The 26,178-nt window shown below is 71.2% G+C and carries 25 protein-coding genes and 2 pseudogenes; 13 read left to right on the forward strand and 14 right to left on the reverse strand.

From position 1 onward, the window contains the following. Positions 1–9 precede the first annotated feature (9 nt). The 5 genes from CHB94_RS15570 to CHB94_RS15590 form a co-directional block, all read right to left on the reverse strand. Complete coding sequence (locus CHB94_RS15570) at positions 10–747, reverse strand: inositol monophosphatase family protein (protein ID WP_089337483.1); 738 nt, start codon at positions 745–747, stop codon at positions 10–12. 4 nt (positions 748–751) lie between these two features. Beyond that, positions 752–1,480: a PaaI family thioesterase gene (locus CHB94_RS15575; protein WP_089337484.1), complete on the reverse strand. Its 729-nt coding sequence runs from the start codon at positions 1,478–1,480 to the stop codon at positions 752–754. A 21-nt stretch (positions 1,481–1,501) separates the two neighbouring features. Continuing rightward, positions 1,502–3,034, reverse strand: coding sequence for a sensor histidine kinase (locus tag CHB94_RS15580; RefSeq protein WP_089337485.1), 1,533 nt, complete (start codon positions 3,032–3,034; stop codon positions 1,502–1,504). Positions 3,035–3,077: 43 nt separating this feature from the next. Further along, positions 3,078–3,803, reverse strand: coding sequence for a response regulator transcription factor (locus tag CHB94_RS15585; RefSeq protein ID WP_438264943.1), 726 nt, complete (start codon positions 3,801–3,803; stop codon positions 3,078–3,080). A gap of 100 nt (positions 3,804–3,903) precedes the next feature. After that, entirely contained in the window at positions 3,904–4,689 is a 786-nt protein-coding gene (locus CHB94_RS15590; protein ID WP_089337486.1) for a siderophore-interacting protein, read from the reverse strand. A 299-nt stretch (positions 4,690–4,988) separates the two neighbouring features. On the opposite strand from CHB94_RS15590, the gene CHB94_RS15595 reads away from it, so the two are divergent. Together CHB94_RS15595 and CHB94_RS15600 are read left to right on the forward strand one after the other, a co-directional pair. Beyond that, positions 4,989–5,210, forward strand: a complete 222-nt coding sequence (locus CHB94_RS15595; protein ID WP_089337487.1) for a hypervirulence associated TUDOR domain-containing protein — start codon at positions 4,989–4,991, stop codon at positions 5,208–5,210. A 78-nt stretch (positions 5,211–5,288) separates the two neighbouring features. Beyond that, positions 5,289–5,720, forward strand: a complete 432-nt coding sequence (locus CHB94_RS15600) for a DUF2795 domain-containing protein (protein WP_089337488.1) — start codon at positions 5,289–5,291, stop codon at positions 5,718–5,720. A 28-nt stretch (positions 5,721–5,748) separates the two neighbouring features. On the opposite strand, the gene CHB94_RS15605 is transcribed toward CHB94_RS15600, so the two are convergent. Further along, complete coding sequence (locus CHB94_RS15605; RefSeq protein ID WP_254920684.1) at positions 5,749–6,687, reverse strand: hypothetical protein; 939 nt, start codon at positions 6,685–6,687, stop codon at positions 5,749–5,751. A gap of 234 nt (positions 6,688–6,921) precedes the next feature. Between CHB94_RS15605 and CHB94_RS15610 the strand changes: the two genes are divergently transcribed. Together CHB94_RS15610 and CHB94_RS15615 are read left to right on the forward strand one after the other, a co-directional pair. Continuing rightward, on the forward strand, positions 6,922–8,868 hold the full coding sequence (locus CHB94_RS15610; protein WP_089337489.1) for an LCP family protein: 1,947 nt from the start codon (positions 6,922–6,924) through the stop codon (positions 8,866–8,868). A gap of 69 nt (positions 8,869–8,937) precedes the next feature. After that, positions 8,938–9,177 (forward strand): hypothetical protein, encoded by a 240-nt coding sequence (locus CHB94_RS15615; protein ID WP_089337490.1) that lies wholly within the window; start codon positions 8,938–8,940, stop codon positions 9,175–9,177. Positions 9,178–9,182: 5 nt separating this feature from the next. Here the strand turns inward: CHB94_RS15615 and pstB are convergent, their stop codons facing one another. The 4 genes from pstB to pstS form a co-directional block, all read right to left on the reverse strand. Further along, positions 9,183–9,962, reverse strand: coding sequence for a phosphate ABC transporter ATP-binding protein PstB (pstB, locus tag CHB94_RS15620; protein ID WP_089337491.1), 780 nt, complete (start codon positions 9,960–9,962; stop codon positions 9,183–9,185). Positions 9,963–9,986: 24 nt separating this feature from the next. Next, the gene (pstA, locus tag CHB94_RS15625) at positions 9,987–11,060 is read right to left on the reverse strand and encodes a phosphate ABC transporter permease PstA (RefSeq protein ID WP_089337492.1); all 1,074 of its coding nucleotides are present in this window, start codon (positions 11,058–11,060) and stop codon (positions 9,987–9,989) included. After that, complete coding sequence (pstC, locus tag CHB94_RS15630) at positions 11,060–12,010, reverse strand: phosphate ABC transporter permease subunit PstC (protein ID WP_217899330.1); 951 nt, start codon at positions 12,008–12,010, stop codon at positions 11,060–11,062. The genes pstA and pstC overlap by 1 nt, the downstream gene beginning before the upstream one ends. A gap of 129 nt (positions 12,011–12,139) precedes the next feature. Further along, a complete protein-coding gene (gene pstS, locus CHB94_RS15635; RefSeq protein WP_089337509.1) occupies positions 12,140–13,249 on the reverse strand; it encodes a phosphate ABC transporter substrate-binding protein PstS in 1,110 nt (369 codons plus the stop codon). Between the two features lie 582 nt (positions 13,250–13,831). On the opposite strand from pstS, the pseudogene CHB94_RS26760 reads away from it, so the two are divergent. Both CHB94_RS26760 and CHB94_RS15645 read left to right on the forward strand, forming a co-directional pair. Further along, positions 13,832–14,089 (forward strand): annotated as a pseudogene (locus CHB94_RS26760) (CHAD domain-containing protein); the annotation flags it as partial. A 143-nt stretch (positions 14,090–14,232) separates the two neighbouring features. Beyond that, the gene (locus tag CHB94_RS15645; protein WP_089337494.1) at positions 14,233–14,748 is read left to right on the forward strand and encodes a hypothetical protein; all 516 of its coding nucleotides are present in this window, start codon (positions 14,233–14,235) and stop codon (positions 14,746–14,748) included. A gap of 79 nt (positions 14,749–14,827) precedes the next feature. Here the strand turns inward: CHB94_RS15645 and ppk2 are convergent, their stop codons facing one another. Beyond that, a complete protein-coding gene (gene ppk2 / locus CHB94_RS15650; RefSeq protein ID WP_254920685.1) occupies positions 14,828–15,790 on the reverse strand; it encodes a polyphosphate kinase 2 in 963 nt (320 codons plus the stop codon). Between the two features lie 246 nt (positions 15,791–16,036). Between ppk2 and CHB94_RS15655 the strand changes: the two genes are divergently transcribed. After that, the gene (locus CHB94_RS15655; protein WP_089337495.1) at positions 16,037–16,369 is read left to right on the forward strand and encodes a hypothetical protein; all 333 of its coding nucleotides are present in this window, start codon (positions 16,037–16,039) and stop codon (positions 16,367–16,369) included. 104 nt (positions 16,370–16,473) lie between these two features. On the opposite strand, the gene CHB94_RS15660 is transcribed toward CHB94_RS15655, so the two are convergent. After that, positions 16,474–17,115, reverse strand: coding sequence for a flavodoxin domain-containing protein (locus CHB94_RS15660; RefSeq protein WP_089337496.1), 642 nt, complete (start codon positions 17,113–17,115; stop codon positions 16,474–16,476). Between the two features lie 201 nt (positions 17,116–17,316). Here CHB94_RS15660 and CHB94_RS15665 point away from each other — a divergent pair, with 201 nt between their 5' ends. The 6 genes and pseudogenes from CHB94_RS15665 (at position 17,317) to CHB94_RS15690 (ending at position 24,086) form a co-directional block, all read left to right on the forward strand. Next, positions 17,317–18,807 (forward strand): PhoX family protein, encoded by a 1,491-nt coding sequence (locus tag CHB94_RS15665; protein ID WP_089337497.1) that lies wholly within the window; start codon positions 17,317–17,319, stop codon positions 18,805–18,807. A gap of 91 nt (positions 18,808–18,898) precedes the next feature. Beyond that, positions 18,899–19,177 (forward strand): twin-arginine translocase TatA/TatE family subunit, encoded by a 279-nt coding sequence (locus CHB94_RS15670; protein ID WP_089337511.1) that lies wholly within the window; start codon positions 18,899–18,901, stop codon positions 19,175–19,177. 55 nt (positions 19,178–19,232) lie between these two features. After that, positions 19,233–19,493 (forward strand): Sec-independent protein translocase subunit TatA, encoded by a 261-nt coding sequence (tatA, locus tag CHB94_RS15675; protein ID WP_089337498.1) that lies wholly within the window; start codon positions 19,233–19,235, stop codon positions 19,491–19,493. A 16-nt stretch (positions 19,494–19,509) separates the two neighbouring features. Next, positions 19,510–20,406 carry a twin-arginine translocase subunit TatC gene (gene tatC / locus CHB94_RS15680; protein ID WP_254920686.1) on the forward strand — a complete coding sequence of 299 codons (897 nt, stop codon included), beginning with the start codon at positions 19,510–19,512 and terminating at the stop codon, positions 20,404–20,406. Between the two features lie 677 nt (positions 20,407–21,083). Continuing rightward, complete coding sequence (ltrA, locus tag CHB94_RS15685; protein ID WP_217899331.1) at positions 21,084–22,208, forward strand: group II intron reverse transcriptase/maturase; 1,125 nt, start codon at positions 21,084–21,086, stop codon at positions 22,206–22,208. Between the two features lie 467 nt (positions 22,209–22,675). Then, positions 22,676–24,086 (forward strand): annotated as a pseudogene (locus CHB94_RS15690) (IS1380 family transposase). Positions 24,087–24,365: 279 nt separating this feature from the next. Here CHB94_RS15690 and CHB94_RS15695 read toward each other — a convergent pair. Next, positions 24,366–25,424 carry a hypothetical protein gene (locus CHB94_RS15695; protein ID WP_089337499.1) on the reverse strand — a complete coding sequence of 353 codons (1,059 nt, stop codon included), beginning with the start codon at positions 25,422–25,424 and terminating at the stop codon, positions 24,366–24,368. A gap of 402 nt (positions 25,425–25,826) precedes the next feature. After that, on the reverse strand, positions 25,827–26,178 hold a 352-nt coding region (locus tag CHB94_RS15700), incomplete at its 5' end, for a transposase (protein ID WP_254920687.1).

Consider the following 26,178-nt stretch of genomic DNA (forward strand, 5'->3'; position numbering starts at 1 on the left):
CAGTGTCCGCTATGACGCAGACCGCACCGCGGCCAGGACCCGTGTGGCCAGTTCCGGGCGGCACACCACCAGGTCGGGCAGCCGCGGATCGGAGGCGTTGTAGACCAGCGGCGAGCCGTCCAGTCGGCAGGTGGTCAGCCCGGCCGCGCGGGCGACGGCGACGGGCGCGGCGGAGTCCCACTGGTACATGCCGCCGGCGTGCACGTAGGCGTCGACCTCGCCCCGGACCACCGCGACCGTCTTGTAGCCGGCCGAGCCCAGCGGCACCAGCTGCCCTCCGAGGGCCGCGGCGACCGTGTCGGCCTCAGCCGGCGGGCGGGTCCGGCTGACCGCGACCCGGACCGGTCCGTCACCGGTGGGCGGAAGGGCCGGCGCGGGGTCGGTCAGCAACACCTCGCCCAGCGCCGGCAGCGCCACGGCCGCGGCGGCGAGCTCGCCCGCGACCCAGAGTGCGACGTGCACCGCCCAGTCCTGCCGCCCCGGCTCGCCGTACTCGCGGGTGCCGTCGAGCGGGTCGACGATCCAGACCCGGTCGACCGCCAGCCGTCGCCGGTCGTCGACGGCCTCCTCGCTGAAGACGACGTCGTCCGGTCGCTCGGCCGCCAGGACCTCCAGGATCGCCTGCTGCGCCGCGGCGTCGCCGGCATCACCGAGCGGGCGCCCGGTGAGCTCCCCGCCACGCAGCCGCAGCAGGACGCCGGCGGCCGCGCGGGCGGCGCGCTCGGCGACCGTGACGTCCGCGGGCACCTCGTCAGTCCTGTTCGAGGGCGGTGGCGTCGCTGGGACGGCGGGGTGGGCTGTGCCTCCCGGAGGCGTCCGTGATCGCGCCGAAATAGGCCTCGAGCTTCTCCGTGCGGGGCATGACGAAGACCCCGCGCGCCTCGACGAGGCTCCGGTCCGGGGCCTCGGCCAGGGCGATGGTTCCGGTGATCACGGACTTGCGGCCGGTGTTCTCCGCGACCCGGGCGTGGAACACCAGCTTCGTCTCGAGGGGCAGCGGGCCGCGGTAGTCGAGCTCCAGATGGGCGGTCATGCCCCAGAGGCCCGCCGCCGCGGCGGCGGAGCCGAGCAGCTGGTCCATGAGCAGTGCGCTCATGCCGCCGTGCACGAAGCTGGGCGGCCCCTCGTAGGCCACGCCCAGGGTGGCCTCGCCGACGACGCCGTCCCCCTCGCGACGGACGACCAGGGGCGGGGCCAGCGCGCTGCCGGCGCCGGTCACGGGATTGAAGACCCGGCGGCCGGTCGTGAGGTCGTCGAGGGCGGGCAGCTGGGAGGCCGGCCGGCGGGCGACGGCGAGTCGCTCGGTCACCTGGCGGACCAGCTCGGCGGCGGCACGGACCTCGGCGGCGGGGACCGTCGTGGTCACCGAGACCTCGATCAGCTCGCGCAGCGCCCTCCCGAGGTCGGCCGCGGCGGCGAGCGGTTCGGCGTCGGGGATGGTCGCGCCGCCGTTCGGCGTCCCCGTGTCGTCGTTGGTCACGTCCGGATCGTGACAGGACGGCTAGACCGCCTCCTCGGCACCCCCGTCGGACGGGGCCCGTGGCGGGCCGGACCGGGGCAGCCGGACGGTGACCACCACCCCCTCGCCCGGCGCCGTGGCGAGCTCCACCGAGCCGCCGTGCGCGGCCACCAGCGAGGAGACGATGGCCAGGCCGAGCCCGGTGCCGCCGGCGCTCCGGGTGCGCGAGGCGTCCGCCCGGTAGAAGCGCTCGAACGCCCGCCCGGCGTCGGCCGGAGCCATGCCCGGGCCCTCGTCGGCCACCTTCAGGACGAGCACGTCCGGGTCGTCGGCCGCCTGGGCGACCGTCACGGTCACGCGGGCGTCCGGTGGAGTGTGGGTCAGCGCATTGGTGACCAGGTTGCCGACCACCTGGCGCAGCCTGCCCTCGTCCCCCGTCACGACGGGCACGTCGGCGAGCGACTCGTCCAGGTGCAGGGAGATCGGCCGCTCCGGCTGGACCGCCTTCGCGTCGTGCACGGCGTCGCCGGCGACGGCGGCGAGATCGACCGGCGAGAAGGTGAGCGGGCGCTGCTGGTCCATCCGGGCCAGCAGCAGGAGGTCCTCCACCAGCAGCCCCATGCGGGCACCCTCGGCCTCGATGCGCTCCATCAGCCGCCGCACGTCCTCCTCGGAGCGCACCGCGCCCTGGCGGTAGAGCTCGGCGAAGCCGCGGATGGAGGTCAGGGGAGTGCGCAGCTCGTGGCTGGCGTCGGCGACGAAGCGGCGCATCCGGTTCTCGGAGCCGCGGGCCTGCTCCTCGGAGGCCTGCTGGGCGCGGAAGGCGGTCTCGATGCGCGACAGCATCCCGTTGATGGCGAGGGAGAGACGCCCCACCTCGGTGCGTTCGTCGCCCACCGGGACTCGACGGGAGAGGTCGCCCCCGGCGATGGCCCGTGCGGTCTGCTCCACCTCGGTCAGCGGACGAAGACTGTTGCGGACCAGCACGTACCCGGCCGCGCCCAGCAGGGTCAGGACGATCAGCCCGACCACCAGCTCGATGGCCACCAACCGGTGGATGACCTTCTCGTCGCCCTCGAGGTCGACGGCGATCAGCCCGGTGTAGCCGCGGGGGAGCTCCACCGTGGCCATCCGCCAGCTCGTGGTCCGGTCCTGCGAGGCCACGGTGAATGCCCGCAGGTGGCCCTCGACCCCGTCCCGGTGGAGTCGGTCGCCGATCCGCGAGGTGTCCGGCATCCGTCCGATGTCCCTCGTCGGCCCCCAGATGACCGTTGCCTCCTCCGCACCGGGCGCGAGGCAGCCGAGGTAGTCGTTGGACGGCACGCCGCCGGTGCCGTCGTCGCACGGGCCCAGCAGCCGCCACGGGTCACCCGCGAGGTTCTGTGCCGCGACGCGGAGCTGGGCGTCCTGCTGCTCGATGAGGTAGGTGCGCAGCAGCGACGTCGCCGCCAGGCCGGTGGCCGCCAGACCCACGGCCACCAGGGCGACCAGCAGGGCGACGAGGGTGACCCGGAGCGGGACCCGTGATCCCCGGTGGACCGCGGTGCCGACCGGTGGGTCGACGGGAGGCCTCACGTCGTCACCGGTGCGCGACCGCGGGCCGCCGGCGCTCCTCGCGTCACGATCCGCGCGGCAGCCGGAGGGTGTAACCGACCCCGCGGATGGTGTGCAGCAGACGCGGCTCGGTGGTGTCCACCTTGCGGCGCAGGTAGGAGATGTAGGACTCGACGACGTTGGCCTCGCCGTTGAAGTCGTAGTTCCACACGTGGTCGAGGATCTGCGCCTTCGACAGGACGCGGCCGGCGTTGGCCATGAGGTACCGGAGCAGCTTGAACTCGGTGGGCGACAGGCTGATCACCGTGCCGGCCTTGATGACCTCGTGGCTCTCCTCGTCGAGCTCGATGTCGGCGAAGGTCAGCCGGGGTGCCTCCGCCGCCTGCTGCGCACCGGCGGTGCGCCGCAGGACCGCCCGGATGCGAGCGATCACCTCGTCCAGGCTGAAGGGCTTGGTGACGTAGTCGTCGCCACCCAGGGTCAACCCGGACACCTTGTCCTCCGCGGCGTCGCGGGCGGTGAGGAAGAGGACCGGCGTGTGCCGGCCGGACTGGCGCAGCCGGCGGACGACGCCGAAGCCGTCCAGCCCGGGCATCATGACGTCGAGGACCAGCAGGTCCGGCCGGAAGGACTCGGCCAGCGCGAGCGCCTGCTGCCCGTCGGCGGCGGTGGCGACCTCGAACCCGGCGTACCGCAGGCTCGCCGACAGCAGCTCGCGGATGTTGGGCTCGTCGTCCACGACGAGGAGCCGGGCCTCCGGAGTGCTGCGGGTGTTCGCGATACCGGCCACGGTTCCTCCGGTCGGGCGAGCGGGTGCCGTCGTCATATCCCGAGGATGGCGTCCCCCGCTTCGGTCGGTCTGGACGCTACCTGTGAACTCGCTGGGGCCGTCAGCCCGCGGGGGACATCGCGCGGCCGCGGCGCCAGTAGCCGATGGCGTGGTGCTGTGCCCGGCTGAGCCCCCAGCGGCCGCGGAGGTCCGCCCGGATGGCCCGGACGGCGCCGGACTCGGCCGCCACCCACGCGAAGACGTCGTCACCGTCGGGACGGTCGAGGGTCGCCACCGCATCGGCGAGCAGGGTGCTGTCGCCCGGGGCCGTGCCCCCACGGTGCAGCCAGCGGACGGTGACCCCGGCAGGCGCCGGTAGTGGCTGCTCCTCCTCGGGACCTGCGACCTCGACGAGCGCGACGCCGACGGTGGCCGGAGACGCCTCCGCCAGGATCCGGCTGATCGCCGGCAGTGCGGTCTCGTCGCCGGCCAGCAGCAGGTGCCCGGCGGGCCGCTCCCCGAGCATGCCGGCGCCCGCCACGGCCAGTGAGGCCCCCGGTACGGCCCCCGCGGCCCAGGTGGCCGCCGGACCGTCGCCGTGCAGCACGAAGTCGATCTCGACCAGTCCGGCGAGCGGGTCCTGCCGGCGGGCCGTGTAGCTGCGCAGGCTCACCCCGTGCGCGCCGTCCGGCCACACGATGCGGCCGTCCTTGGCGACCCGTGGCCAGCGCGGCGCCGCATCGCCTACCCGGGGGACCAGCAGGGAGATCGTCGGACCGGCGGCCGCGACGGCCGCCTCGGTGCCCGAGAGGGTCACCCGGCGGACCGAGGGAGTCACGTCCGCGACGGAGACGACGGTCAGGACGTCGACCGGGCGCAGGCCGTCCGAGGCGGGTCCGATGGTCACGAGAGTCCAGCCTAAACGGGCCGACCCGGCCGACTCCGGGGGAATGGAGTCGACCGGGCCGGCGATCGAGGACGGATTTCGATGGTCACGCTGCGTGGTCGCGAGGCGGCTCGGACCAGCGGCGATACGGATCGGTGCCCGTCGGGGTCCACGCTACGTGACGAACGGCCTCGTGCCACGGCTCCTACGAGTGAGGTCTGTTCCCGATCGGGTGAACCTGGGCCGGCGACGGGCGATGTGTGTGCGGTGGCACCGCCGGGCACGGCACGGGCAGCACGGTCCACGACAGGAGGACGGACATGGCCGAGGCATCGGACGACGAATTCTCGACGGGTGACCGGGTCACCTGGAAAAGCCATGGGAGCGAGGCGGGGGGCACGGTCGAACGGAAGATCACCTCGGACACCGAGGCTTCCGGGCGGACCGTCCGCGCCAGTGAGGACGAGCCGCAGTACGAGGTGCGCAGCGAGAAGAGCGGTCGCACCGCCGTGCACCGGCCCGAGGCGCTGCACGAGAAGTGACGAGCTCGGCCGCCCGTCCCTGACCGGGACTGCACCGATGGCCCGGCACCGGCCGGGCCCGACACCGAAGGAGACACAGTGACCGAGTCCGGAGACCAGTTCGCCGGAACGTCCGCGCGCAGCACGAAGCACAGCCCGCGGGTCGACGAGGAGCTCGAGCACGAGATCCAGGGCATGTTGAAGGCCGAGCGCGCGACGCGATCGGAGGAGTGGCGCGAGGTGGAGCCGGTTGCCGAAGGCGACCCGGACATCACCGCCGATCCGGCCGGGACGCTGGTGGGCGGAGTGCCGGTGGGCATGACCGAGGACGCCGTCGTCGCCCGCGCCGAGCTCGCCCGCTGGCTGACCCGGGAACCCTTCCCGGGGACGCGCGACGACCTCGTGGAGGCCGCACGCGACCACCGTGCCCCCGACGCGGTCGTCGCCGAACTCGAGCGGTTGCCCGAAGGGGAGACCTTCGAGCGGATCGGGGACGTGGCTCGGGCCCTCGGGTACCCGACCGAGACCTGAGGGAGGGCAGGCTCGGGCGGGCGTCGGCTCAGGTGCCGGCGCCCGCCCGCGCCTCGTCCTCCCGGGCGTCGTCCTCGGCGATCTCCTCCGCCCCGCGGCGACGGAAGAGCCGGGAGCCAGGGAAGCCCTTCACGAGCTGCCGCATGTCCTGGACGGTGTCCACCAGGTCGTGGACGTCGGTGCCGACGGTCCCGAGGGTCTGCAGCACCGGCAGGATGTCCTCGTCGAGGTGCGTCACCAGGCGCGGCAACCGATCGATCAGCGTGACCAGCGCCTCGACCTCGGAGGGATCGAAGGTCGCCGCCAGCCGCTGGATCGACGGGGCGAGCGCGGCGAGTGCCGGCTGGTAGTCCCCGAGCAGCGGCTCCATGCGTCCGACGAGTCCCTCGGTCTGCGTGACGATGCCGTCCGCACGGGACGTCGTCCTACCCACCAGCTCGATGGCCTCGTCGGCCTTGGCCTGGGTGCGGCTGACGCCTGTGATCGCTTCGTCGGCTTTGGCCTGGGTGCGGCTGACGCCTGTGATCGCTTCGTCGGCTTTGGCCTGGGTGCGGCTGACGCCTGTGATCGCTTCGTCGGCTTTGGCTTGGGTGCGGCTGACGCCTGTGATCGCTTCGTCGGCTTTGGCTTGGGTGCGGCTGACGCCTGTGATCGCTTCGTCGGCTTTGGCTTGGGTGCGGCTGACGCCTGTGATCGCTTCGTCGGCTTTGGCTTGGGTGCGGCTGACGCCTGTGATCGCTTCGTCGGCTTTGGCTTGGGTGCGGCTGACGCTCGCGATGGCCTCGTCGGCACGAGCGCGGGTGGCCTCCACGCGGGAGATCTCCTCGTCGACGCGGTCGACGACGGAGTCCACACGGTCGACGACGGAGTCCACACGGTCGAGCAGCCCCGACACCCGGCCGAGCAGTGCCTCCATGTGACCCACCGCGGCCCCCACCCGGGGCAGCAGGTCCAGCGCGTCGGCCACGCCGTCGCGCACACCCCCGACGGCGTGGAGGAGATCGGAGGGACCCGGCACCGAGGGCAGTCTCACCCGGGCCACGCTACGCAGCTGACCGACAGCGCACTATTCGGTTGTGCCGGTCCCGGCTGCTGGACGGTCCCGGTGCCGCGCGTCCGGCGCTGTCCCCGTCCCTCCCCCCCGTATCGTCGCCAGCAGGCATCGACGGGCAGGGACGACGACAAGAGGGTGTCGACACCGGTGGGGGAACAGCCGACGCGGGACGCGGATGGATCAGGCGTCCCCCGTGGCGTTCCCGAACGGACCCGCCGCGGCCGGGAGGCCGAGCAGGGTGCCGGTGCGCCGGTCACCGTCGAGCAGTTGCTCGCCCGCCAGGGCAGCGCCGTCGGCCGACGCCGGGCGGCCCGTCGCGTGGAGCACCCCGCACTCAGCGCGCCGGACGACGTGCCCCCCGCCGTCCGCAACGGGCTGCCCCCCGTGCCGGACGGTGGGGCGGCCGCGCGCCGCGCTGGGCTGCCCCCGGTGCCTGCCGCCGCGCAGTCCACGGCCCAGGCCGGGCTGCCCCCGGTCCCCGTGCCCGCCCGCCCGCCGGCGTCCTGGGAGCCCGACAGTCGCCCCTCCCGCCGGAGCGGTCCCGTCCCCCCGTTGCCGGGTCGCTTCCCACCCCCGGAACAGGCCGACCGCGACCGGCCCCGCCGACGCCGTCCAGCACCGGAACGCCCACCGGCCGGCCCCGGTCGGCGACGGCTGACCCGGGCCCTGCTGGCGCTCGGTGCGGTCGTGGGCGTGGTGCTGCTGTACCACCTGGGTCTCTACTTCTACGTGGACCAGAAGATCGACCGGATCGACGCCCTGGCCGTCGACGGGCCGGAGATCCTGGCGCCCGCGCTGCAGGCCGGTGACGAGACCTACCTGGTCGTCGGCAGCGGCGTGCCTGGGCAGACCGGCGCGGCGTCGATCGCCACGCTGCTGGCGTCGGTGTCGGCCGAGGGCGACCGCGCCGTGCTGGTCAGCTTCCCGCCCACGGCGCTGGTGGACACCCCCACGTGCCGCACCCCGGACGGCTCCCTGCGCAGCCCCGCCACGGAGGCATTCGCGACGTCGCTGCTCGAGGGCGGCCCCGCGTGCATGGTCCGGGCCGTCCAGCAGCTGTCCGGTCTGCGTATCGACCACTACCTGGGCGTCGACCTCGCCGGCCTGCCGGGGATGGTCGATGCACTCGGCGGCGTCCCGGTCTGTGTCGTCCCGTCGCAGGCGACGGCGGCCGCCGCAACACCCCTGCCCGCCGGTTTCTCCGAGCTCACCGGCGCGGCCGCGGCCGGGTACCTGCAGCCAGGGGACAGCGGTACGGACGTCACCGGGACCGCCGTCGCCGAGCGGGCGCAACGCCTGCTCACCTCCACGCTCCGGGCGGCCATGTCGACGAGCACGCTGGTCGATCCGCTGGCCCTGAACGGCTTCCTCAACCGGGCCGCCGAGGCCCTCACCGTCGACCAGCAGACGACGCTCGGCGACCTCCAGGGGCTGGCCGGCAGCCTCGGTGACCTGTCCGGCGACGCGGTGCAGCGAGCGAGCCTGCCGGTGGCGGAGGTGGGCTACGTGCCGGCCGGCACGGACCAGGCCTACGTGCTGCTCGACGGAGCAGGTACCCGCGAGTTGTTCGACGCCGTCATCGAGGGCACGGCGGTCCCCGAGGAGTTCACGATCGGCCCGGAGGAGTCGACCGCGCCGGCCGACGAGACGCCTGCCGAGGACGCTCCACCCGCTCCGGAGGTGGCACAGCCGGGTGTTCCCGGTGGAGGCACGGCGCTGACCGTGCCGCCGTCGTCGGTGGAGGTCGACGTGCTCAACGGGACCGGGACGGCGGGTCTGGCCCGCACCGTCGCAGATCTCATGCAGGAGCAGGGCTTCACGGTCGGCGCCGTGGGCAACGAGTCCGGAACGGTGAGCGAGAGCGTCGTCCGGTACGGCCCCGACGTCCTGGAGCAGGCCCGGACCGTGGCCGCCGCGGTGCCCGGTGCGGTGCTGCAGCCCAGCGACGCCATCGGCGACACGGTGCAGCTGGTCATCGGCCCCGGTTACTCGACGGTGGTGCCGGTGACGATCGGCGGGCCGGTGGTCGAGGACGTGCCGGCCGACACCATGGTGGCGCCGGAGGCGAGCGAGCCCACGCCGGTCAGCTGCTGAGCGGGGAAGGGACCCGCTCCGTTCATCCGCGCGTCGTCTGAAGGGCACGTGGCGGGGTAGGGGCGGGTCATGTCGATGATGCCGCCCCCGTTCAGTGCCGATCCGTCCGACGAGGGGATCCCCGCAGCCGATCCGGGAGCCGGCGCTCCGCCGCCGTCACAGGGCTTCGGCATCGGCGGCGAGGAGCCGGACGTGCTGCCCGGCGATGACCCGCAGCCGGACGAGGCCGGCGCGGCCGACCGCGCGGACACGGGTACGCCGTTCCGGACGCCCGACCCGCGAGAGATCGGGCCGGACACCCCGCGCTGAGCGGCTCAGCCGAAGCGGCCGGAGATGTAGTCCTCCGTCGCGCGCTCGTCGGGGTTGCTGAAGATCTTCTCGGTCGGGTTGAACTCGATGAGCCGGCCGGGCTGGCCGACCCCGTTGAGGTTGAAGAACCCGGTCTGCTCGCTCACCCGCGCCGCCTGCTGCATGTTGTGCGTGACGATCACGATCGTGTACTTGTCCTTGAGCTCGGTCATCAGGTCCTCGATCGCCAGCGTGGAGATCGGGTCCAGTGCCGAGCAGGGCTCGTCCATCAGCAGGACGTCGGGCTCGACCGCGATCGCGCGGGCGATGCACAGCCGCTGCTGCTGGCCGCCGGACAAGCCTGAGCCGGGCCGGTCGAGCCGGTCCTTGACCTCGTTCCAGAGGTTGGCGCCGCGCAGCGACCGCTCGACGAGGTCGTCGAGCTCGCTCTTCTTCATCTTCTTGTTGTTCAGCCGGAGGCCGGCCGCGACGTTGTCGTAGATCGACATCGTCGGGAACGGGTTGGGCCGCTGGAAGACCATGCCGATCTGCCGGCGGACGTCGACCGGGTCGACGTCGGCGCCGTAGAGGTCCTGGCCGTCCATGACGACCTTGCCCTCGACCCGGGCGCCCGGCAGCACCTCGTGCATCCGGTTGAGCGAGCGCAGGAAGGTGGACTTGCCGCACCCCGACGGGCCGATGAGCGCGGTGACGCTGCGCGGCTCGATGGAGACGGTGACGCCCTCCACCGCGCGGAAGTTGCCGTAGTAGATGTTCAGGTCCGAGACGTCGATGCGCTTGGCCACGACAGGTTCTCCAGGGTTCCCCGGTCAGCGACCGGTCTTGGGGGCGAAGAAGCGACTGATCAAGCGGGCGACGAGGTTCAGGCCCATGACCAGGATGATCAGGAGGAGCGCCGCTGTCCACGCGCGGTCGATCGCGAACTGGGGCGGGACGCCGGGCTGGGTGAGCTGGTAGTACGCGTACACCGGCAGCGTGGCCATGCGGCCGTCGAACGGGTCGAAGTTCGTCGCGTTGGTGATGCCGACGGTGACCAGCAAGGGTGCGGTCTCGCCGACCACGCGGGCGATCGCCAGCGTGATGCCGGTGCCGAGGCCGGCGATCGCGGTCGGGATCACGACCTTCACGATCGTGCGCCACTTCGGCACGCCGAGGGCGTACGAGGCCTCGCGCAACTCGTTCGGCACGAGTTTGAGGACCTCCTCGGCCGAGCGGACGACGACCGGGATCATCAGCACCGACAGGGCGACCGCGCCGACGATGCCGAGCCGGATGCCGGGACCGAGGAACGAGGCGAACAGCGCGTAGGCGAACAGGCCCGCGACGATCGACGGGATGCCGGTCATCACGTCCACCATGAAGGTGATCGACCGCTTCAGCCGTCCGGTGCCGTACTCGACGAGGTAGATCGCGGTCATCAGCCCGATCGGCACCGAGATGAGCGTGGTCAGGCCGGTGACGATCAGCGTGCCCATGAGCGCGTGGTAGGCGCCGCCGCCCTCGCCCACGACCCCGACGAGGGAGGAACTGAAGAATTCGCCGTCCAGGCGCTCGAGGCCCTGGCTGAGGACTTCGATGACGAGCGAGATCAGCGGCACCATCGCGATGCCGAAAGCGCTCACCACCAGGCAGGTGACCAGCCGGTCGATGGCCCGGCGGGAGCCTTCCACGCGGCGGGACGCCACGTACAGGGCGATCGTCCCCAGGACGACGGTGTAGATCACGAACGTCGCGGGGTTGAGCGAGGTGAGCAGCCCGAGCAGGACGGCGGCACCGGCACCGGCCGCGAAGCAGGCGTACGGAGCCCAGCGGGGGAGCCGTCCGGCGCGGGGGATGCCGGTGGGTGCCGGCGCGTCCGGCGGGGCAGCCGTCGTCTGGCTCATCAGTTGGCTCCGGAGAAGTCGGCGCGGCGGTTGACGATCCAGCGCGCCAGCGTGTTGACCAGCAGCGTGATCAGGAACAGGGCGAGGCCACTGGCGATGAGCGTGTTGACGTCGAGGCCGGAGGACTCGGGGAACTCCAGCGCGATGTTGGCCGCGATCGTGGACGGGTTGCCACTGCTGATCAGGTTGAACGTGATCCCGCCGGACACGGAGAGCACCAGGGCGATGGCCATCGTCTCGCCGAGGGCGCGGCCCAGGCCGAGCATCGCGCCGCCGATGACGCCGGAGCGTCCGTAGGGAAGGACCGCCATGCGGATCATCTCCCAGCGCGTGGCGCCGAGGGCGAGGGCCGCCTCCCGGTGCAGCGCCGGTGTCTGGCCGAACACCTCACGAGCGAGCGCGCTGATGATGGGGAGGATCATGATCGCGAGAACCAGCCCGGCGGTGAGCATCGTGCGGCCGGTGGTCGAGACGGGCCCCGCGAACAGCGGGATGAACCCGAGGTTCTCCTCCAGCCACTCGTAGAACGGCACCATCTGGGGCGCCAGCCACGCGATGCCCCAGAAGCCGTACACGATGCTCGGGATCGCGGCGAGCAGGTCGACGACGTAGCCCAGTGGCTGGGCGATGCGCCGCGGGGCGTAGAAGGTGATGAACAGGGCGATCGCGACGGCCAGCGGGGTGGCGACGAGCAGGGCGATGAGAGCCGACAGCAGCGTCCCGAAGATCAGCGGCGCGATGTAGGCGGCCAGGCCGCCCTCGCCCGGCACGTCCTCCGGGGACGCCGTGATCGCCGGGAGCGACTCGACGACGAGGAAGGCCCCGACGCCGGCCAGGACGATGAGGATCAGGATGCCCGCGATGCGGGCGCCGCCCGAGAAGACCCGGTCGCCGATGCGGCGGACGGGGCGCTGCACGGGCGGCTCCGTGGGGGCGCTGGTGGTCGTCACCGCTGCTCCATCTGCTGTGTGCGGAGAAGGGCTGCCGGGGCGTTCGTACGGTGCCGGCGCCCGTGCGACAGCCCGGGACGTCGCGGGACGTCCCGGGCTGCCGCGAGGGAGTGCGAGATCACCGGGCGGTCAGGCCGCTGCCGTGATCGCGTCGATGGCGGTCTGGGCCTGCTCGCGCAGACCCTCGGAGATCGGCGCCGAACCAGAGGCCTCGGCCGCGGCCTGCTGGCCCTCCTCGCTGACGACGTAGGACATGAAGTCCTTGACGAGGTCGGCGGTTTCCTGGTCCTCGTACTCGACGCAGCCGACGTGGTAGCTGATCAGCACGATCGGGTACTCACCCGAGCCGGTGGTGTCGCGGTTGAGGTCGACGGCGAAGCTGTACTCGGGCCGGTCCTCCACGCGGTCCGAGTTCTCGACCACGGCAGCCGCTGCCTCCGGAGAGGGAGCGACGAACTCCTCCCCGACACCGATGTTGGCGACGCCGAGGTCACCGGCCTGGCTCAGGTCGGCATACCCGATGGTGCCCTGACCACCGCTGACCGCGCTCACCACGCCGGAGGTGCCCTGCGCGGCCTCGCCACCGGCCACCGGCCAGTCACCGCTGACCTCGTGCGGCCACGCCTCGCCGGCCGCGGCCGACAGGTACTCGACGAAGTTCTCCGTGGTGCCGGACTCGTCGCTGCGGTTCACCGGGGTGATCGCCTGGTCGGGCAGCGTCGCGTCCGGGTTGTCCGCCGCGATCGCGGGGTCGTTCCAGTTGGTGATCTGCTGGTTGAAGATGCCGGCCAGCGTCTCGGGCGACAGGTTGAGCTCGTCGACGCCGTCGAGGTTGTAGATCACCGCGATCGGCGAGATGTAGTTCGGCAGCTCGAAGACACCCGAACTGCCGCAGCGCTCCTCGGCCTGCGCAAGCTCCTCGTCGTCGAGGTAGGCGTCGGTGCCGGCGAAGTCGGTGCCACCCGCCAGGAACTGCTCACGGCCACCGCCCGAGCCGACCGGGTCGTAGTTCACCGTGACGTCGGGCTGGACCGAGGAGTAGCCGGCGATGAATCCCTGCATCGCGGCCTGCATCGCGCTGGACCCGGCGCCGACGAGGGTGCCGCTCAGGCCGCCACTCTCACCGCCGCCCCCACCGGCGTTGTCCGCCTCGTTCGAGGCGCCGCACGCGCTGAGCGCGAGGGTGCCGGCGAGCGCCACGGACAGCGTGGTGGCGCGGCTCTTGGTGCTGAGCTTCAACACAATGCCTCTCGACAGTGCCCGGATCGCTTCCGGGCGTGGTTGGACCGACGAGAAGGAAGCTAGGCAGCGCGGGTGGCCGGTCCCCCGATGCTCGGTGAACGGATGGTGAACGCGTACTGAGGCCTTGCGCACACCGGGTGGGACAGGTCACATCGGGACGGTGAATGGCGGCGTGGCGCTCTTTCCATAACGGTCCGATAACGGTAAAGGACGGCGGGTCGGGCGGCCGCGCGACCGGCTGGACCGTTCTCCCCGGTGATGCGGTGTCGCGCCGTGACCGCCGGGTTCCGCCGACGCCAGGAGGCGGTTGCGACGTGCACCGGAACGGCGGGTGAAGGGTGCCGGTCCGCGGCAGGCCGCGCGCCGAGGAGGGCAGCGCGCGGTCGGCGCACCGGCGGTACGACGCGGCCGGCATCCGGCGGTCCCGGCCGGAACCGGTACCCGTGCCGAGGTCCGGCTCCGGCTGGGGCGTTCGTCGAAGTCCGTGCCGGCGAGGTTGCGACAGACGGTCGGGGCGGGCAGCTCTGCCGGCGTTGAGCGGGAGGAACTGCTCCACGGCGCCCGCAGGCGGCCAAGCAGGCCCGCTCCGCGAGCGAGTCGGTGGCCCGCGTCCTCGGAGAGGACGCCGATGCCGTCGCGGAGGCGATGGAGGCGGTCCAGGAGGCGCTGGGTGGGCACCAGGACTCCGTGCTCATCCGCGAGCGGTTGCGTGACCTGGCTTGCACACCACCAGCAGCGGTGCCGCGTTCCTGTACGGGCGCGCGCACGCGCTCGGGGAGGTGCGGGCACAGCAAGTGGAGCGGGCTCGTACGCCGCCTGGAGTGCCGGGGGGCGTGAGCCCCTGCACCGCTGGCTGCGCTGTACCTCGACGCGTTCGGTGTTGGAGTGCAGATCGCGTTCTGTGCGTCGGAGCTCCTCCGGGCGTTCACGTGCGGCGCGGACGCTCGGGCCTGCACCAGCCACCGAGCGCAGGAGGAGACATGACGGCACCGGCGAACACCAGCAAGCCCGTCTCGCAGGCGACGAACGCGAAGGGGCGCCGCGACGGCGAGTCCGGCGGGGGGCAGGACGAGCGCAGCGAGGCGGGGGCCGAGGGCTTCGCGGAGCTGGCCGAGACCAGGGAGGCCGCAGACGAGGATGCGCGGCGGCTCGCCGCCTCCGACGTGCTGGCCGAGGCGCGGGACGGCGGTCCCGTCGGCGACGAGCGCGTCCAGGAGCTCCGGCGGTCAGCCCGGGTGGAGTTGCTCACCGAGCTGCGTAGGCAGGAGCAGCAGCAGGCGCGCGAGCAGTTGGCGTGGGCGACCCGCCGCGGTGAGGACGCCGTCACGGGCATGGTCGAAGGGGTGGCGGTCGTCGTGCGGAATGTCGTGCCGGCTGCGCTGCTGCGTCCGGAGGAGGTCATCGAGACCACCTACGCCCTGGCCGATCAGGGCCTGCGGCTCACCCGTCGCCTGGCGCTGACGGTGGTCAGCAGCATCCGGAGCCTGACCGCCTGATGCTCTGACGGTCCAGCGGACCCTGACGACACGTGCGCCCCGGCTGCCCGTCCCCGACGAGCGGCCGGGGCGCTCCGCGTCAACGGGTCAGCGGCTCGGCGGCGATGGGGTCGTCGTCCAGGACGTCGGCGGCCGATCCGACGATCAGCGGATCGGGGACGCCGACGATCTCAGGGTCCTTGTCGGTGTAGTCCAGGCGGGACAGGACGTGTCGCATCGCCTCGAGTCGACCGCGCTTCTTGTCGTTGCTCTTGATCACCGTCCAGGGCGCGTCGGCGGTGTCCGTGTGCAGGAACATCGTCTCCTTCGCCTCGGTGTACTCGTCCCATTTGTCGAGGGACGCCAGGTCGGTGGGGGAGAGCTTCCACTGCCGGACGGGGTCGATCTGCCGCACGATGAACCGGCTGCGCTGCTCTCCGCGCGACACCGAGAACCAGAGCTTGATCAGGTGGATGTCGCTCTGCACCAGCATCTTCTCGAACAGGGGGGCCTGCCGGAGGAACCGTTCGTACTCCTCGGTGGTCGCGTAGCCCATCACCCTCTCGACGCCGGCCCGGTTGTACCAGGACCGGTCGAACAGCACGATCTCTCCGCCGGCGGGGAGGTGCTGGACGTAGCGCTGGAAGTACCACTGGGTCCGCTCGCGCTCCGAGGGCTTGTCCAGCGCCACCACCCGGGCGCCGCGCGGGTTGAGGTGCTGGGTGAACCGCTTGATGGTGCCGCCCTTGCCGGCTGCGTCACGACCCTCGAAGACGATCACGAGCTTCTGACCTGTCTCCTTGACCCAACCCTGCAGTTTCAGCAGCTCGATCTGCAGTCGCCTCTTGGCGACCTCGTATTCCCGGCGCTGCATCCGCTCCGGGTACGGATAGCCCTCCCGCCAGGTCTCCACCCGTTGCCCGTCCGGACCGAGCAGGTCCCGGTCGTCGTCCCAGTCCTCGTCGGAACTCTCGTCGGGCAGCGCCGCGAGCCGCCACTGGCGGAGGTCGATGCGTTCGCCCTGCTGCCCCTCGCAGGCACGGAAACGGGGAGGCTGGGTCACGCTGGCAGTCCTTTCCATCCAGTCTGCTGCGGGCTCGCCGGAGCCGAAGAACCGGTGCCGCTCGTCCGGCAGCCGCCTGCTCGGCACGAGCCCGGGAACCCCCGATGATCCTCCAGGGCAGTACGGCGGCTGGCGCGACCGTGGCGAGAACGCCCGTCTGTCCGGCAGCAGACCGGTCGGTGAACAGCTGCCGCACGGTGCCCTGTGGGCCGATTACGGGAAGGGCCGGCTGCCGAGTAGCTGACCGTGGAGATGCTCGTGGGAGGGGTACTGCTGCTGGTGGCCGTGCTGCTTGCCGTCGTGGCGGGGGCCGTGATGACCGTCGACGAGGGGGCCGCACCGGAATCTCGTGGTGACCGGTCCGGCGCCGAGGATGACAGGGCTGTGACAGTGCTGGTCGTGGCGTCGCTGGCCGTGGCCGCCGGAACGACGGGAGCCGCCCTGCTGAGCCCCAGCTGGCTCTGGCTCAGCGGGCTCGCGCCGTTCCTGGTTCCCGTCGTCGCGGTGCTACCGCCGCTTCTCGTGGGGGCGCACACGGCTCGTCGTCGAGCCCGGCGGCAACGGCGGACCAGGACATGACCGGGAGCCGCGCCGGCCGATCGAAGAATGCCCCTGACCCAGAAGAATAACTTTGCTGCCCACCGTTACGACGCCCGTACGTGGCTGCTCATGGCGGTCACGGCTCACGCCACCTCGTGCCGAGTCGTTCGGGTCCGCGCCGCAGCGAGACCGGACGCGATCTCCTCGGCCCACGCAGAGACTGCCGCCCAGTCGCGGTGGTCGCCCGCCGGCGCCGGCCTTCCAGTCAGGAGCCGGCGCTCGACGGCGGATAGCAGACGACCCTCCAGCCGGCCGGGAAAGAACCGGTGGTCGCGCGAGCCGATCGATGCACCCACCCGCCGGCCGTCATCGCCGTCGATCGATGTGTCGACGGCTTGGTCCGCCACCCCGCTGGAGAACAGCCACGTCGGCCGCCGACCGAGGGCCCCAGCGGTGGCCTCGGCGTATCTGACGGCCGGCGTCAGCCATCGACGGCCGTAGACGGGGCTGCCGAGGACGACCGCGTCGAAGGCGGCCGGGTCGGGGTGCTGCTGCACCGGCGCGAGATGCACCGACAGCGCGCACTGCCCGGCCGCGTCGGTCATGGGCAGCTGCCGGGCGAGGGCGGCGGCGATCTCTCTCGTGGCCCCGTGCCGGCTGGCGAAGACGACCAGGACGCGCGTGCCACCTCCATGCGCCCGGCCGGTGGACGCAGGGTGTTCAGGCACCCCTGGCGCGGTGGCGGTGCAGGACTGTCCCGTGGGGGTGAGGAGTGGGGCGGTCATCGTGCTCCCTGTGTCGATCGGGCCCTGCGCCGGACGGTAAGGAGCCGGAACGGCTCTCACGTGAACGCCGCTGGAACACCGTGCCGCACGCGGAGACGAGCGTTTCCCGGAGCTTCGTGCGACGGCCGACTGCCGGACTCTCGCGCTCCTTAGCGTCGGAGCGGTCCGTCCCAGACAAGACCCTCGCAAGGAGAGCGCTTCGTGACATCCTCCCTTGATCGCCGGAAGTTCCTGCAGCGCGGCGCCGTCGTCACGGCCGGCACCCTGCTGGCCGGCGGTACGCATGCCTTGACCGCGCACGGGGCCCTCGCCGCCCCCGGCCGCCGTGGTCAGCAGGTGCAGGCGCCGGACAACGGCGGTTACGGCCCGCTCCAGCCCACGTCCGACAAGACCACCGGCCTGCCCCTGCTGCATCTGCCCGCTGGCTTCGAGTACGCGTCGTTCGGGCACAACGCGGTGTACGCGACGCGGCTGAATGCCGAGCGGCAGCTCAACCTGCCCACCCACGGCAGCGACGGCCGGCCCACCCCGGGCCGCCACGACGGCATGGCCGCCTTCCCCACCTCCACCGACGGCATCGTCCGCCTCGTGCGCAACCACGAGCAGGGCTACTCACCCACCGATGTGCGGCAGGACCCCGACGAGATCCACGGCGCGTACAACCAGTACAACAGCACGGTCATCGGGGACCCCGAGGACGCCTACGACCCGCGGGCGGCCGGTGGCACCACCACGCTGACCTTCGACACGCGGTCGCTGCGGTTGCTCGACAGCTTCATCAGCCTGGGCGGCACGTCGGTCAACTGCGCGGGCGGGCCCACCCCGTGGGGCACGTGGCTCAGCTGCGAGGAGACGGTGAACGGCCCCGAGAACAACCCGTCGTTCACGCGGAAGCACGGGTACGTCTTCGAGGTGCCGGCCGACGGCGGACCGGTCGACGACCCCCAGCCGTACACCGCGATGGGCCGGTTCGTGCACGAGGCGGTGGCCGTCGACCCGGCCACCGGCATCGTCTACGAGACCGAGGACAGCGGGAACACCTCGGGCTTCTACCGCTTCATCCCGAACGAGCCGGGCAACCTCGGCGCCGGCGGGCAGCTGCAGATGCTCGCGGTGAAGACCCAGCCGCAGCTGAAGACCTACGAGGGCCACAGCGACCGGGTCGGCAACCCGATGCCGGTCGAGTGGGTCACCATCGACGACCCGGACCCCGAGGTCATCACCAGCGAGTCGGTCTTCAACCAGGGCTGGGCCAAGGGCGGCGCCGCCTTCGCCCGGCTGGAGGGCTGCTGGTACGACGGCGGCAGCATCTTCTTCAACGCGACCAGCGGCGGCGACGCCCGCTGCGGCCAGGTGTGGGAGTACCGGCCGCGGGGCCGCTCCGGCGGGCAGCTGATCCTGGTGTTCGAGTCGCCCTCGCCCGAGCTCCTCGACGCCCCCGACAACATCACCGTCAGCCCCCGGGGCGGCCTGGTGCTGTGCGAGGACGGCGGCGGCGACCAGTACGTCCGCGGCCTCAACGAGCGGGGCGAGATCTTCGACTTCGCGCGGAACAGCATCGTGGGCCCGGAGGCCAACAACGAGTTCGCCGGCGCCTGCTTCAGCCCCGACGGCGAGGTCATGTTCGTCAATATCCAGACCCCGGGGGTCAGCTTCGCGATCCGCGGCCCGTGGGAGAAGGGCGCGCTCTGACCCGAGCGACCCTCTGCCCAGGTGTCCCCGGTGCCACCCGGCGCCGGGGACACCCGCGGGACCACCGACGCCCGACCGCGATGGAGTGGCCGTGTTCAACTCGATCGGCTGGGGCGAGATCGTCGTGCTCGCACTGGCCGCACTGTTCATCTTCGGACCTGAGCGTCTGCCGGACCTGGCCCGCGAGTCCGCGTCCGGCCTGAAACGCCTGCGTGGGGCCATGACGGGCGTGCGGAGCACGCTCGACGAGAGCCTCGGGGAGGACCTCGGTCGGCTGAGCGATCTCGATCTCCGCCAGTACCAGCCCCGCGAGCTGGTGCGCCGGCACCTTCTGGGCGACGACGCCCCCGGTGGGCGACCCGTCCGCTGACCCCCGCCATCCGACCAACCCCTGACCACGGACCACGGACCACGAGGAGAACCTGATGAACCTGGGACCGCTCGAGATCGGCCTGATCGTGCTGGCCATCCTTCTGCTCTTCGGCTACAAGAAGTTGCCCGACGCTTCCCGCTCGCTCGGCCGCTCGCTCCGCATCTTCAAGGGCGAGATGAAGGGCATGAAGGACGACGACCGCCGCGAGGCCCAGGAGCCGGCCGCACTGCACGGTGAGGTCGTGGCGCCGCCGGTGGGCGCCCCCGAGAGCAGGCCCGAGGCGCGGACGGTGCTGCCCGACGCCGCCCGCTGACCCCGTCGTGGGAACCGTGAGGATCGGCCGCCTTCGTCGGCGACGGGAGATCCGCGACCCGCAGGGCAGCATGTCCCTCGTCGAGCACCTCACCGAGCTGCGCAACCGGGTCGGCGTCTCGCTGCTGTACGTGCTCGCCGGGACCGCACTGGCGTTCTGGTGGTACGACCACGGGCTCGGCGAATTCATCAGGGCGCCCTACTGCAGCCTCCCTGACGAGCTTCGCTACGGCGGAAGTGAAGGCGGCTGCGAGCTCCTGGTCACCGACGTGTTCGGTGGCGCCCTCATCCGTCTGAAGATCAGCGCGATCGTGGGCGTCGTCCTCTCGGCGCCGTTCTGGCTCTTTCAGCTGTGGCGCTTCCTCACCCCCGGACTGCGGCGAGCGGAGAAGCGTTACGGCGTCGCCTTCGTGGCCGGCTCGACTACCTTGTTCGCTCTCGGTGCCGCGCTGGCCTATGCCTCGCTCGCCACCGGGCTCCGCCTCCTGCTGGGCCTGGCCGGTGAGGGAGTCCTGATCGCCCTGACTGCGCAGGACTACATCGGCTTCGTCATCTCGCTGCTGTTGGCATTCGGGCTGTCCTTCGAGCTGCCTCTGATCGCCGTGGCGCTGAATCTCGTCGGCGTCCTCTCGCACGCCGCGCTCTCGGGTGCCCGTCGCTGGATCTTCTTCCTGACGGTGCTCTTCGCGGCGTTCGTCACCCCGACCCAGGATCCGTTCACGATGCTCGTGATGGCAGCACCGATGATCGTGCTGTTCGAGCTCGCCATCCAGATGGCCCGCGTCATCGACCGCCGGCGGGCCCAGCGGACGGCGATCGACTCGTTCCACGACGTGGACGACGACGAGCCCTCGCCGCTCGAGGTCGCACCGTCCCGGCTGGAGGACGAGGACCGCAGCACGGTTCCGAGGTGACGGCGGTACAGCTGCTAGCCCGGGGATTTCGTGCGCCCAGCAGAACAGGGGGTGACCTCGTGAGGTGACGAGGTGATCGTCGTGTTCGTGCTCGTCGTCGCTTGCCGGTGGAAGTCCGGTCCGGGTAGCTGCCAGGAGGCCCGGTAGCAGACTGGCGGCTCGGTCTGGAAACGGGCCGGGTCGGAGCCCAGTGTCGAAAGCCCTGCAAGGGGGAGCGACTGGACGGTCCGCAGCATCACGCGAAGTCTGCAGCGTCGTTAGAGGTCCTGCCCAGGAGGGTGGGAGCAGGGGGAGCCGAGCCGCTGAAATCACGGCGAAGGCCACGGACGCGGTGAAGATCCTGGATCGCAGCCGTCAGGAACCCTCCGGCGTATGGGGCGTGGAACGTTCAGATAGTGACGGCGGGAACTGGGGAGGCCCTCCCCGGCCCGGTGACCTGCGAGCTTGTCACCGGAGCGGCACGCCCTATAACCGGTTCACGCCGGGAAGTGGGTGGTGCGCCGGGTGGGCGTCGGAGGCGGCCGTAGTACCGATTGAGCCGAGCGGACAACACAACCGCCGGTGAGGGAAGGGCCGCCGCTTCGTCGAGGCGTTGTGCTCGTCAAGGAGGTGGCCCGGTGAGTGCCGTTTCGGCTAGACCCGCCGCGCAGGAGTCCACTTCGGACTCGGTCCGTGCCTTGCAGCACACGCTTTACCGGGCGGCCAAGGCCGATCCCGGGCGTCGGTTCCACGCGCTGGCAGACAAGGTCTATCGCAGAGACGTTCTGCAGCGGGCGTGGGTCCAGGTGCGCCGCAACAGCGGCGCGGCAGGTATCGACGGCAAGACCATCGCCGAGGTCGAGCAGTACGGGGTGTCCCGGTTGCTCGACGAGCTGGCCACCGACCTGAAGGAGGGCAGGTGGCGTCCGCAACCGGCGCGCCGGGTGTTCATTCCCAAGCCCGGCGGCCGAGAGCGGCGCCCGCTGTCGATCCCGACGGTGGGAGACCGGGTCGTGCAGGCAGCGGCGAAGATCGTGCTCGAGCCGATCTTCGAGGCCGACATGCTCGACTGCTCGTTCGGGTTCCGACCCAGGCGGGCAGCGCACGACGCCCTGCAGGTACTCATCGATGAGTCCTGGCGGGGCCGCCGGTGGGTGGTCGAGACGGACATCGCCAACTGCTTCGAGGCGATTCCGCACGAGAAGTTGATGCAGGCTGTTGCCGAACGCGTCTGTGACCAGGCCGTGGTGAAGCTGCTGCGCGTGATGCTGCGCGCGGGGGTCATGCACGACGGTGAGGTCCGGCGTCCGGTCACCGGCACGCCGCAGGGCGGGGTGCTCTCCCCGCTGCTGGCCAACGTCTACCTGCACCGGCTGGACCGGGCATGGGACGAGCGGCAGCACGGTGTGCTGGTCCGGTACGCCGATGACGTGGTGGTGATGTGCGTGTCACGCGCCCAGGCCGAGGCCGCGCTCGCGCGGCTGAGAGCCCTGCTGGCCGACCTCGGCCTGGAGCCGAAGGCGGCCAAGACCCGCATCGTGCAGCTGACCGTCGGCGGTGAGGGGCTGGACTTCCTCGGTTTCCACCACCGGCTGGTCGAAAGCGACGGGCGGCGCACCGGCAAGCACGTCACCTTCCTGGCCCGCTGGCCCACGAGCAAGGCCATGCAGCACGCCCGCGACCGGATTCGGGAACTCACCGACCGGTCCAAGCTGCTGCTACCCGTCGAAGTGATCGTGGCGAACGTCAACCGGTTCGTCCGCGGCTGGGCCGCGTACTTCCGATACGGCAACTCGTCCCGGCACTTCGACAAGATCAGGTGATACCTGCGGATGCGGCTGGCGCTGGTGATCAGCAAGCGCCATCGCCGCAGCCGAGCCTTCGGATGGTCGGTGATCGCCTACTCCTCGACCAACCAGCTCGGCCTGATCAACCTTGACGGAACCGTCGCCGCACCCAGACCCTTCCGGGCCTGGCGGGTGACACCGAATGCCGGCGGTGAACGACGTCGGTAAGCCGTGTGCGGGAGAACCGCACGCACGGTTTGACGGGCGGGAGCTGGAAACGGAGCAGCCCGGCCACGGACACGGCGAAGAACGACCCGGCGGGAAACCGCCCCGGTCATCGTGGCACCGAGTCCTACCGCCGGAAAGCTGCCACCGCGCCAGCTCCCGACCCTCCACGCCGCGTGATCGGTTGAGGCTGATCGGGAACGCGAAAGCTGCTCCTGACCTGCGAGGATCTGGGTTGTCTAGGTCCTGATCAACGCGGAGCCGGGAGCACCTTTCTGGTGAAGAAGACTACTGGGCTCTACCCGCCTCTGGTCGTCGACGGGCACGGCGCGAGCGTGGTGCCGAACGCCGGCGCGGTACTGCTGCTGCGTACCGCCGAGACGGTCGGTCTGACCTCGGCCCTGACCCAAGCGCTGGGGCCGTGGCAGCGGCCGTTGGCTCGGCATCGACCGGGCAAGGTGCTGCTGGACCTGGCCGTCGCCTTGGCGATCGGCGGGGACTGCCTGGCCGACATCGGCCAGTTGCGCGCCGCACCGGAGCTGTTCGGCCCGGTGGCGTCGGACCCGACGGTGTCCCGGCTGGTCGACACCCTCGCCGCGGACGCCCCGGCCGCGCTGGCGGCGATCGCCGCCGCCCGCGCCGCTGCCCGGGAGAAAGCCTGGCGGCTGGCCGGTCAACACGCCCCTGGGCACGGCGCGAACGCCTCGGCACCGCTGGTGATCGACGTCGACGCCACCCTGGTCACCGCGCACTCGGAGAAGGAAGCCGCGGCGCCGACGTTCAAGCGCGGGTTCGGACACCATCCGCTGTGGGCGTTCGTCGATCACGGGGCCGAGGGCACCGGTGAGCCGCTGGCGTTCCTGCTGCGCGCGGGCAACGCCGGATCCAACACCGTGGCCGACCACAAGGCGGTCATCCGGGCCGCGCTCGCGCAGCTGCCGGGCGGGCATTCCCGGGGCAAGAAGGTGCTGGTCCGCATCGACGGTGCCGGCGGCACCCACGAGCTGCTGGCCTGGCTGACCCGCCGCCGGCTGTCCTACTCGGTCGGGTTCTCCCTGCCCGGCGACCTGGCCTCGATCCAGCAGACGCTGGCCAACATCCCCGACACCGCGTGGGAGCCGGCCTACGACGCCGACGGCCAGCCCCGCGCGGGGGCGTTCGTCGCCGAGGCCACTGAGCTGTTCGACCTCTCGACCTGGCCGCCGGGCATGCGGTTGATCGTGCGCAAGGAGCGCCCACATCCGGGCGCGCAGCTGCGGATCACCGACGTCGACGGCATGCGGATCACCGCGTTCGTCACCAACACCACCCGGGGCCAGCTGGCCGACCTCGAGCTGCAGCACCGCCGCCGCGCCCGCGCCGAGGACCGCATCCGCTGCGCCAAGGACACCGGGCTTTCCAACCTGCCGCTGCACGACTTCGCGCAGAACCAGATCTGGTGCGCCGTGGTCGCCTGCCTGCGATCTGCTCACCTGGATGCAGACCCTCGCCCTGACCGGTCACCAAGCCCGCCGCTGGGAACCCAAACGGCTGCGCCTGCGGCTGTTCTCCATCCCGGCCCGGCACGCCCGCACCAGCCGCCGCCGGCTGCTGCACCTCGCCGCGACGGCCCCGTTCACCGAGCTCGCCCTCGACGCGCTCAACGCCCTGGCCCGGCGGATCAGCCCGCCACAGGCCGCCTCCGGCTGATCCGCCGGCCACCCGTCCCGACGACCCGCGGAACCGGCCGGCGAGTGGAACCGGCGCCCACCCGAGCGACCTCGGGCGAACCGTCACACCCACATGCCAACCTCACGCCCACGCGGGGCAAGAACCCCGACGACGAGCTAAATGATCATGCCTATGAAAGATCCGGGCTAGGCGTTATGCCACACTATTCACGCAACCCGGAGCTCGCTATTAACGGTAGTGGATGCCCCTCCTCGATCAAGTCGACCGCGAAGCCGGGATGGAGTTCGCCGTTGAAGCTTAGGTCATCTCACTCAACTGCAATTGGTAGCGACAAGCGTATTCACCAGGCCCACGGAATCGGACAACTGAAGATGAACTCGTTTGGGAGCCTCTGAACATGGATTGCCGCGAGGGAATTAGCGCTTCGATTGTCTTCGGAATAAAGGCCACATCGTCCCACAGATGCAGGATCTTATCGATGATCTTGTCGACGGCGTAGCCCACAGCCAACCCGATCAGCGCCCCAACCGGCCCGCCCACCGCGGCACCTACGGCACCTGCCAGCAACGCGGTCAGGCTCTGCTTCGCCTCCTCGGCCACCTTCGCCACTATCTTATTGATGATTTCCTGCATGCCATTGCCGTCGCGCTCTACGAGCAAGAGCGTTATGAATATATTGCGAGGAAAAGTCAGTCCGCCCCGCATGCTGTATCCGAGGATCGACTTCGGCGGTTTGAAATCCCTCACGTCGCCGTCGTCCCAACTCCCGCCGAGATCTACCGGTGAAACCTTGTTGGTGCGACCATCAGTGTCTAGAAGAGCGCCACCAATGCTGATCTCATCTGAGCCCTTCTCCGTGCCGAACAAGCCGTTGGTCTCGTCGATGCACGCGACCCTGATGAACTGCAAGCTGAGCTTGTCCCACGTTATCGCTCCGGCATCGCCATCCGGCCGGGCGCCCTTGGCAGCGGCAGCGAGTTTGTCGTTGAAGTCCGCCAACCTCTTGAGTTCATCCCCGCCGAACTTGACGGTCGGCGCCACCGCTGGCGTGGTGATGGCGCTGCGTATGTCCACGCCGAGGAGACGCTCGGCTCGCCTGGAGAATCTGGCCGACGTGAGAACCGCGTCGGCCTTCGACTCCGCTCGCGTCTTGGTGATCGCTGGAAACTGCTTGAACCGCTGGTCTAGCAGCTCCTCGACGGAGCCCCCGGGCCACTTCTGCGGTCGCTGAGGGTCATGGGCGGCAGCGACCTGGAGGGCAGCCGTTTCCCACTTCAAAACAATGGGCTGCATAGCCTTCGCCAATTCCTCCGGGATTGCTGACGTGTCGACGACACGGAAAGTTATGTCAGACATGGCGACTCTTCCCTTGGGAGGTGGCCTGGAAAGCGCGGGCCGGAAACAACGATCCTCTGGCGCGCTGCCCGCGCAAGGCCTTTCAGTGCGGCGGCCAAACAATCCCGCCGAGGGTGCTAGCGGTCCGTCGCAGTTAGACAGGAAGTGCCGGGATCCCTGTCACCAGCAGCGGCCTCATCAGGCCCATTCCCTTTGTTGGCCGAACCAACGCGCAAGACGTCATCATGTGGCTAGCCTGGATCTTTCATAGGCATGATCATTTAGCTCGTCGTCGGGGTTCTTGCCCCGCGTGGGCGTGAGGTTGGCATGTGGGTGTGACGGTTCGCCCGAGGTCGCTCCGGTGGGGCGCCGGTTCCACTCGCCGGCCGGTTCCGCGGGTCGTCGGGACGGGTGGCCGGCGGATCAGCCGGAGGTGGCCTGTGGCGGGCTGATCCGCCGGGCCAGGGCGTTGAGCGCGTCGAGGGCGAGCTCGGTGAACGGGGCCGTCGCGGCGAGGTGCAGCAGCCGGCGGCGGCTGGTGCGGGCGTGCCGGGCCGGGATGGGGAACAGCCGCAGGCGCAGCCGTTTGGGTTCCCAGCGGCGGGCTTGGTGACCGGTCAGGGCGAGGGTCTGCATCCAGGCGAGCAGATCGCAGGCGAGGGCGACCACGGCGCACCAGCTCTGGTTCTGCGCGAAGTCGTGCAGCGGCAGGTTGGAAAGCCCGGTGTCCTTGGCGCAGCGGATGCGGTCCTCGGCGCGGGCGCGGCGGCGGTGC

This window comes from Blastococcus mobilis (genome assembly GCF_900188025.1).
GTDB lineage: Bacteria > Actinomycetota > Actinomycetes > Mycobacteriales > Geodermatophilaceae > Blastococcus_B > Blastococcus_B mobilis.

Coding starts and splice junctions, on each gene's coding strand:
- CHB94_RS15595 (WP_089337487.1), top strand. CDS start 4,989: ATGGCCGAGGCATCGGACGACGAATTCTCGACGGGTGACCGGGTCACC.
- CHB94_RS15615 (WP_089337490.1), top strand. CDS start 8,938: ATGTCGATGATGCCGCCCCCGTTCAGTGCCGATCCGTCCGACGAGGGG.
- pstA (WP_089337492.1), bottom strand. CDS start 11,060: ATGAGCCAGACGACGGCTGCCCCGCCGGACGCGCCGGCACCCACCGGC.
- CHB94_RS15645 (WP_089337494.1), top strand. CDS start 14,233: ATGACGGCACCGGCGAACACCAGCAAGCCCGTCTCGCAGGCGACGAAC.
- CHB94_RS15660 (WP_089337496.1), bottom strand. CDS start 17,115: ATGACCGCCCCACTCCTCACCCCCACGGGACAGTCCTGCACCGCCACC.
- tatA (WP_089337498.1), top strand. CDS start 19,233: ATGAACCTGGGACCGCTCGAGATCGGCCTGATCGTGCTGGCCATCCTT.
- CHB94_RS15695 (WP_089337499.1), bottom strand. CDS start 25,424: ATGTCTGACATAACTTTCCGTGTCGTCGACACGTCAGCAATCCCGGAG.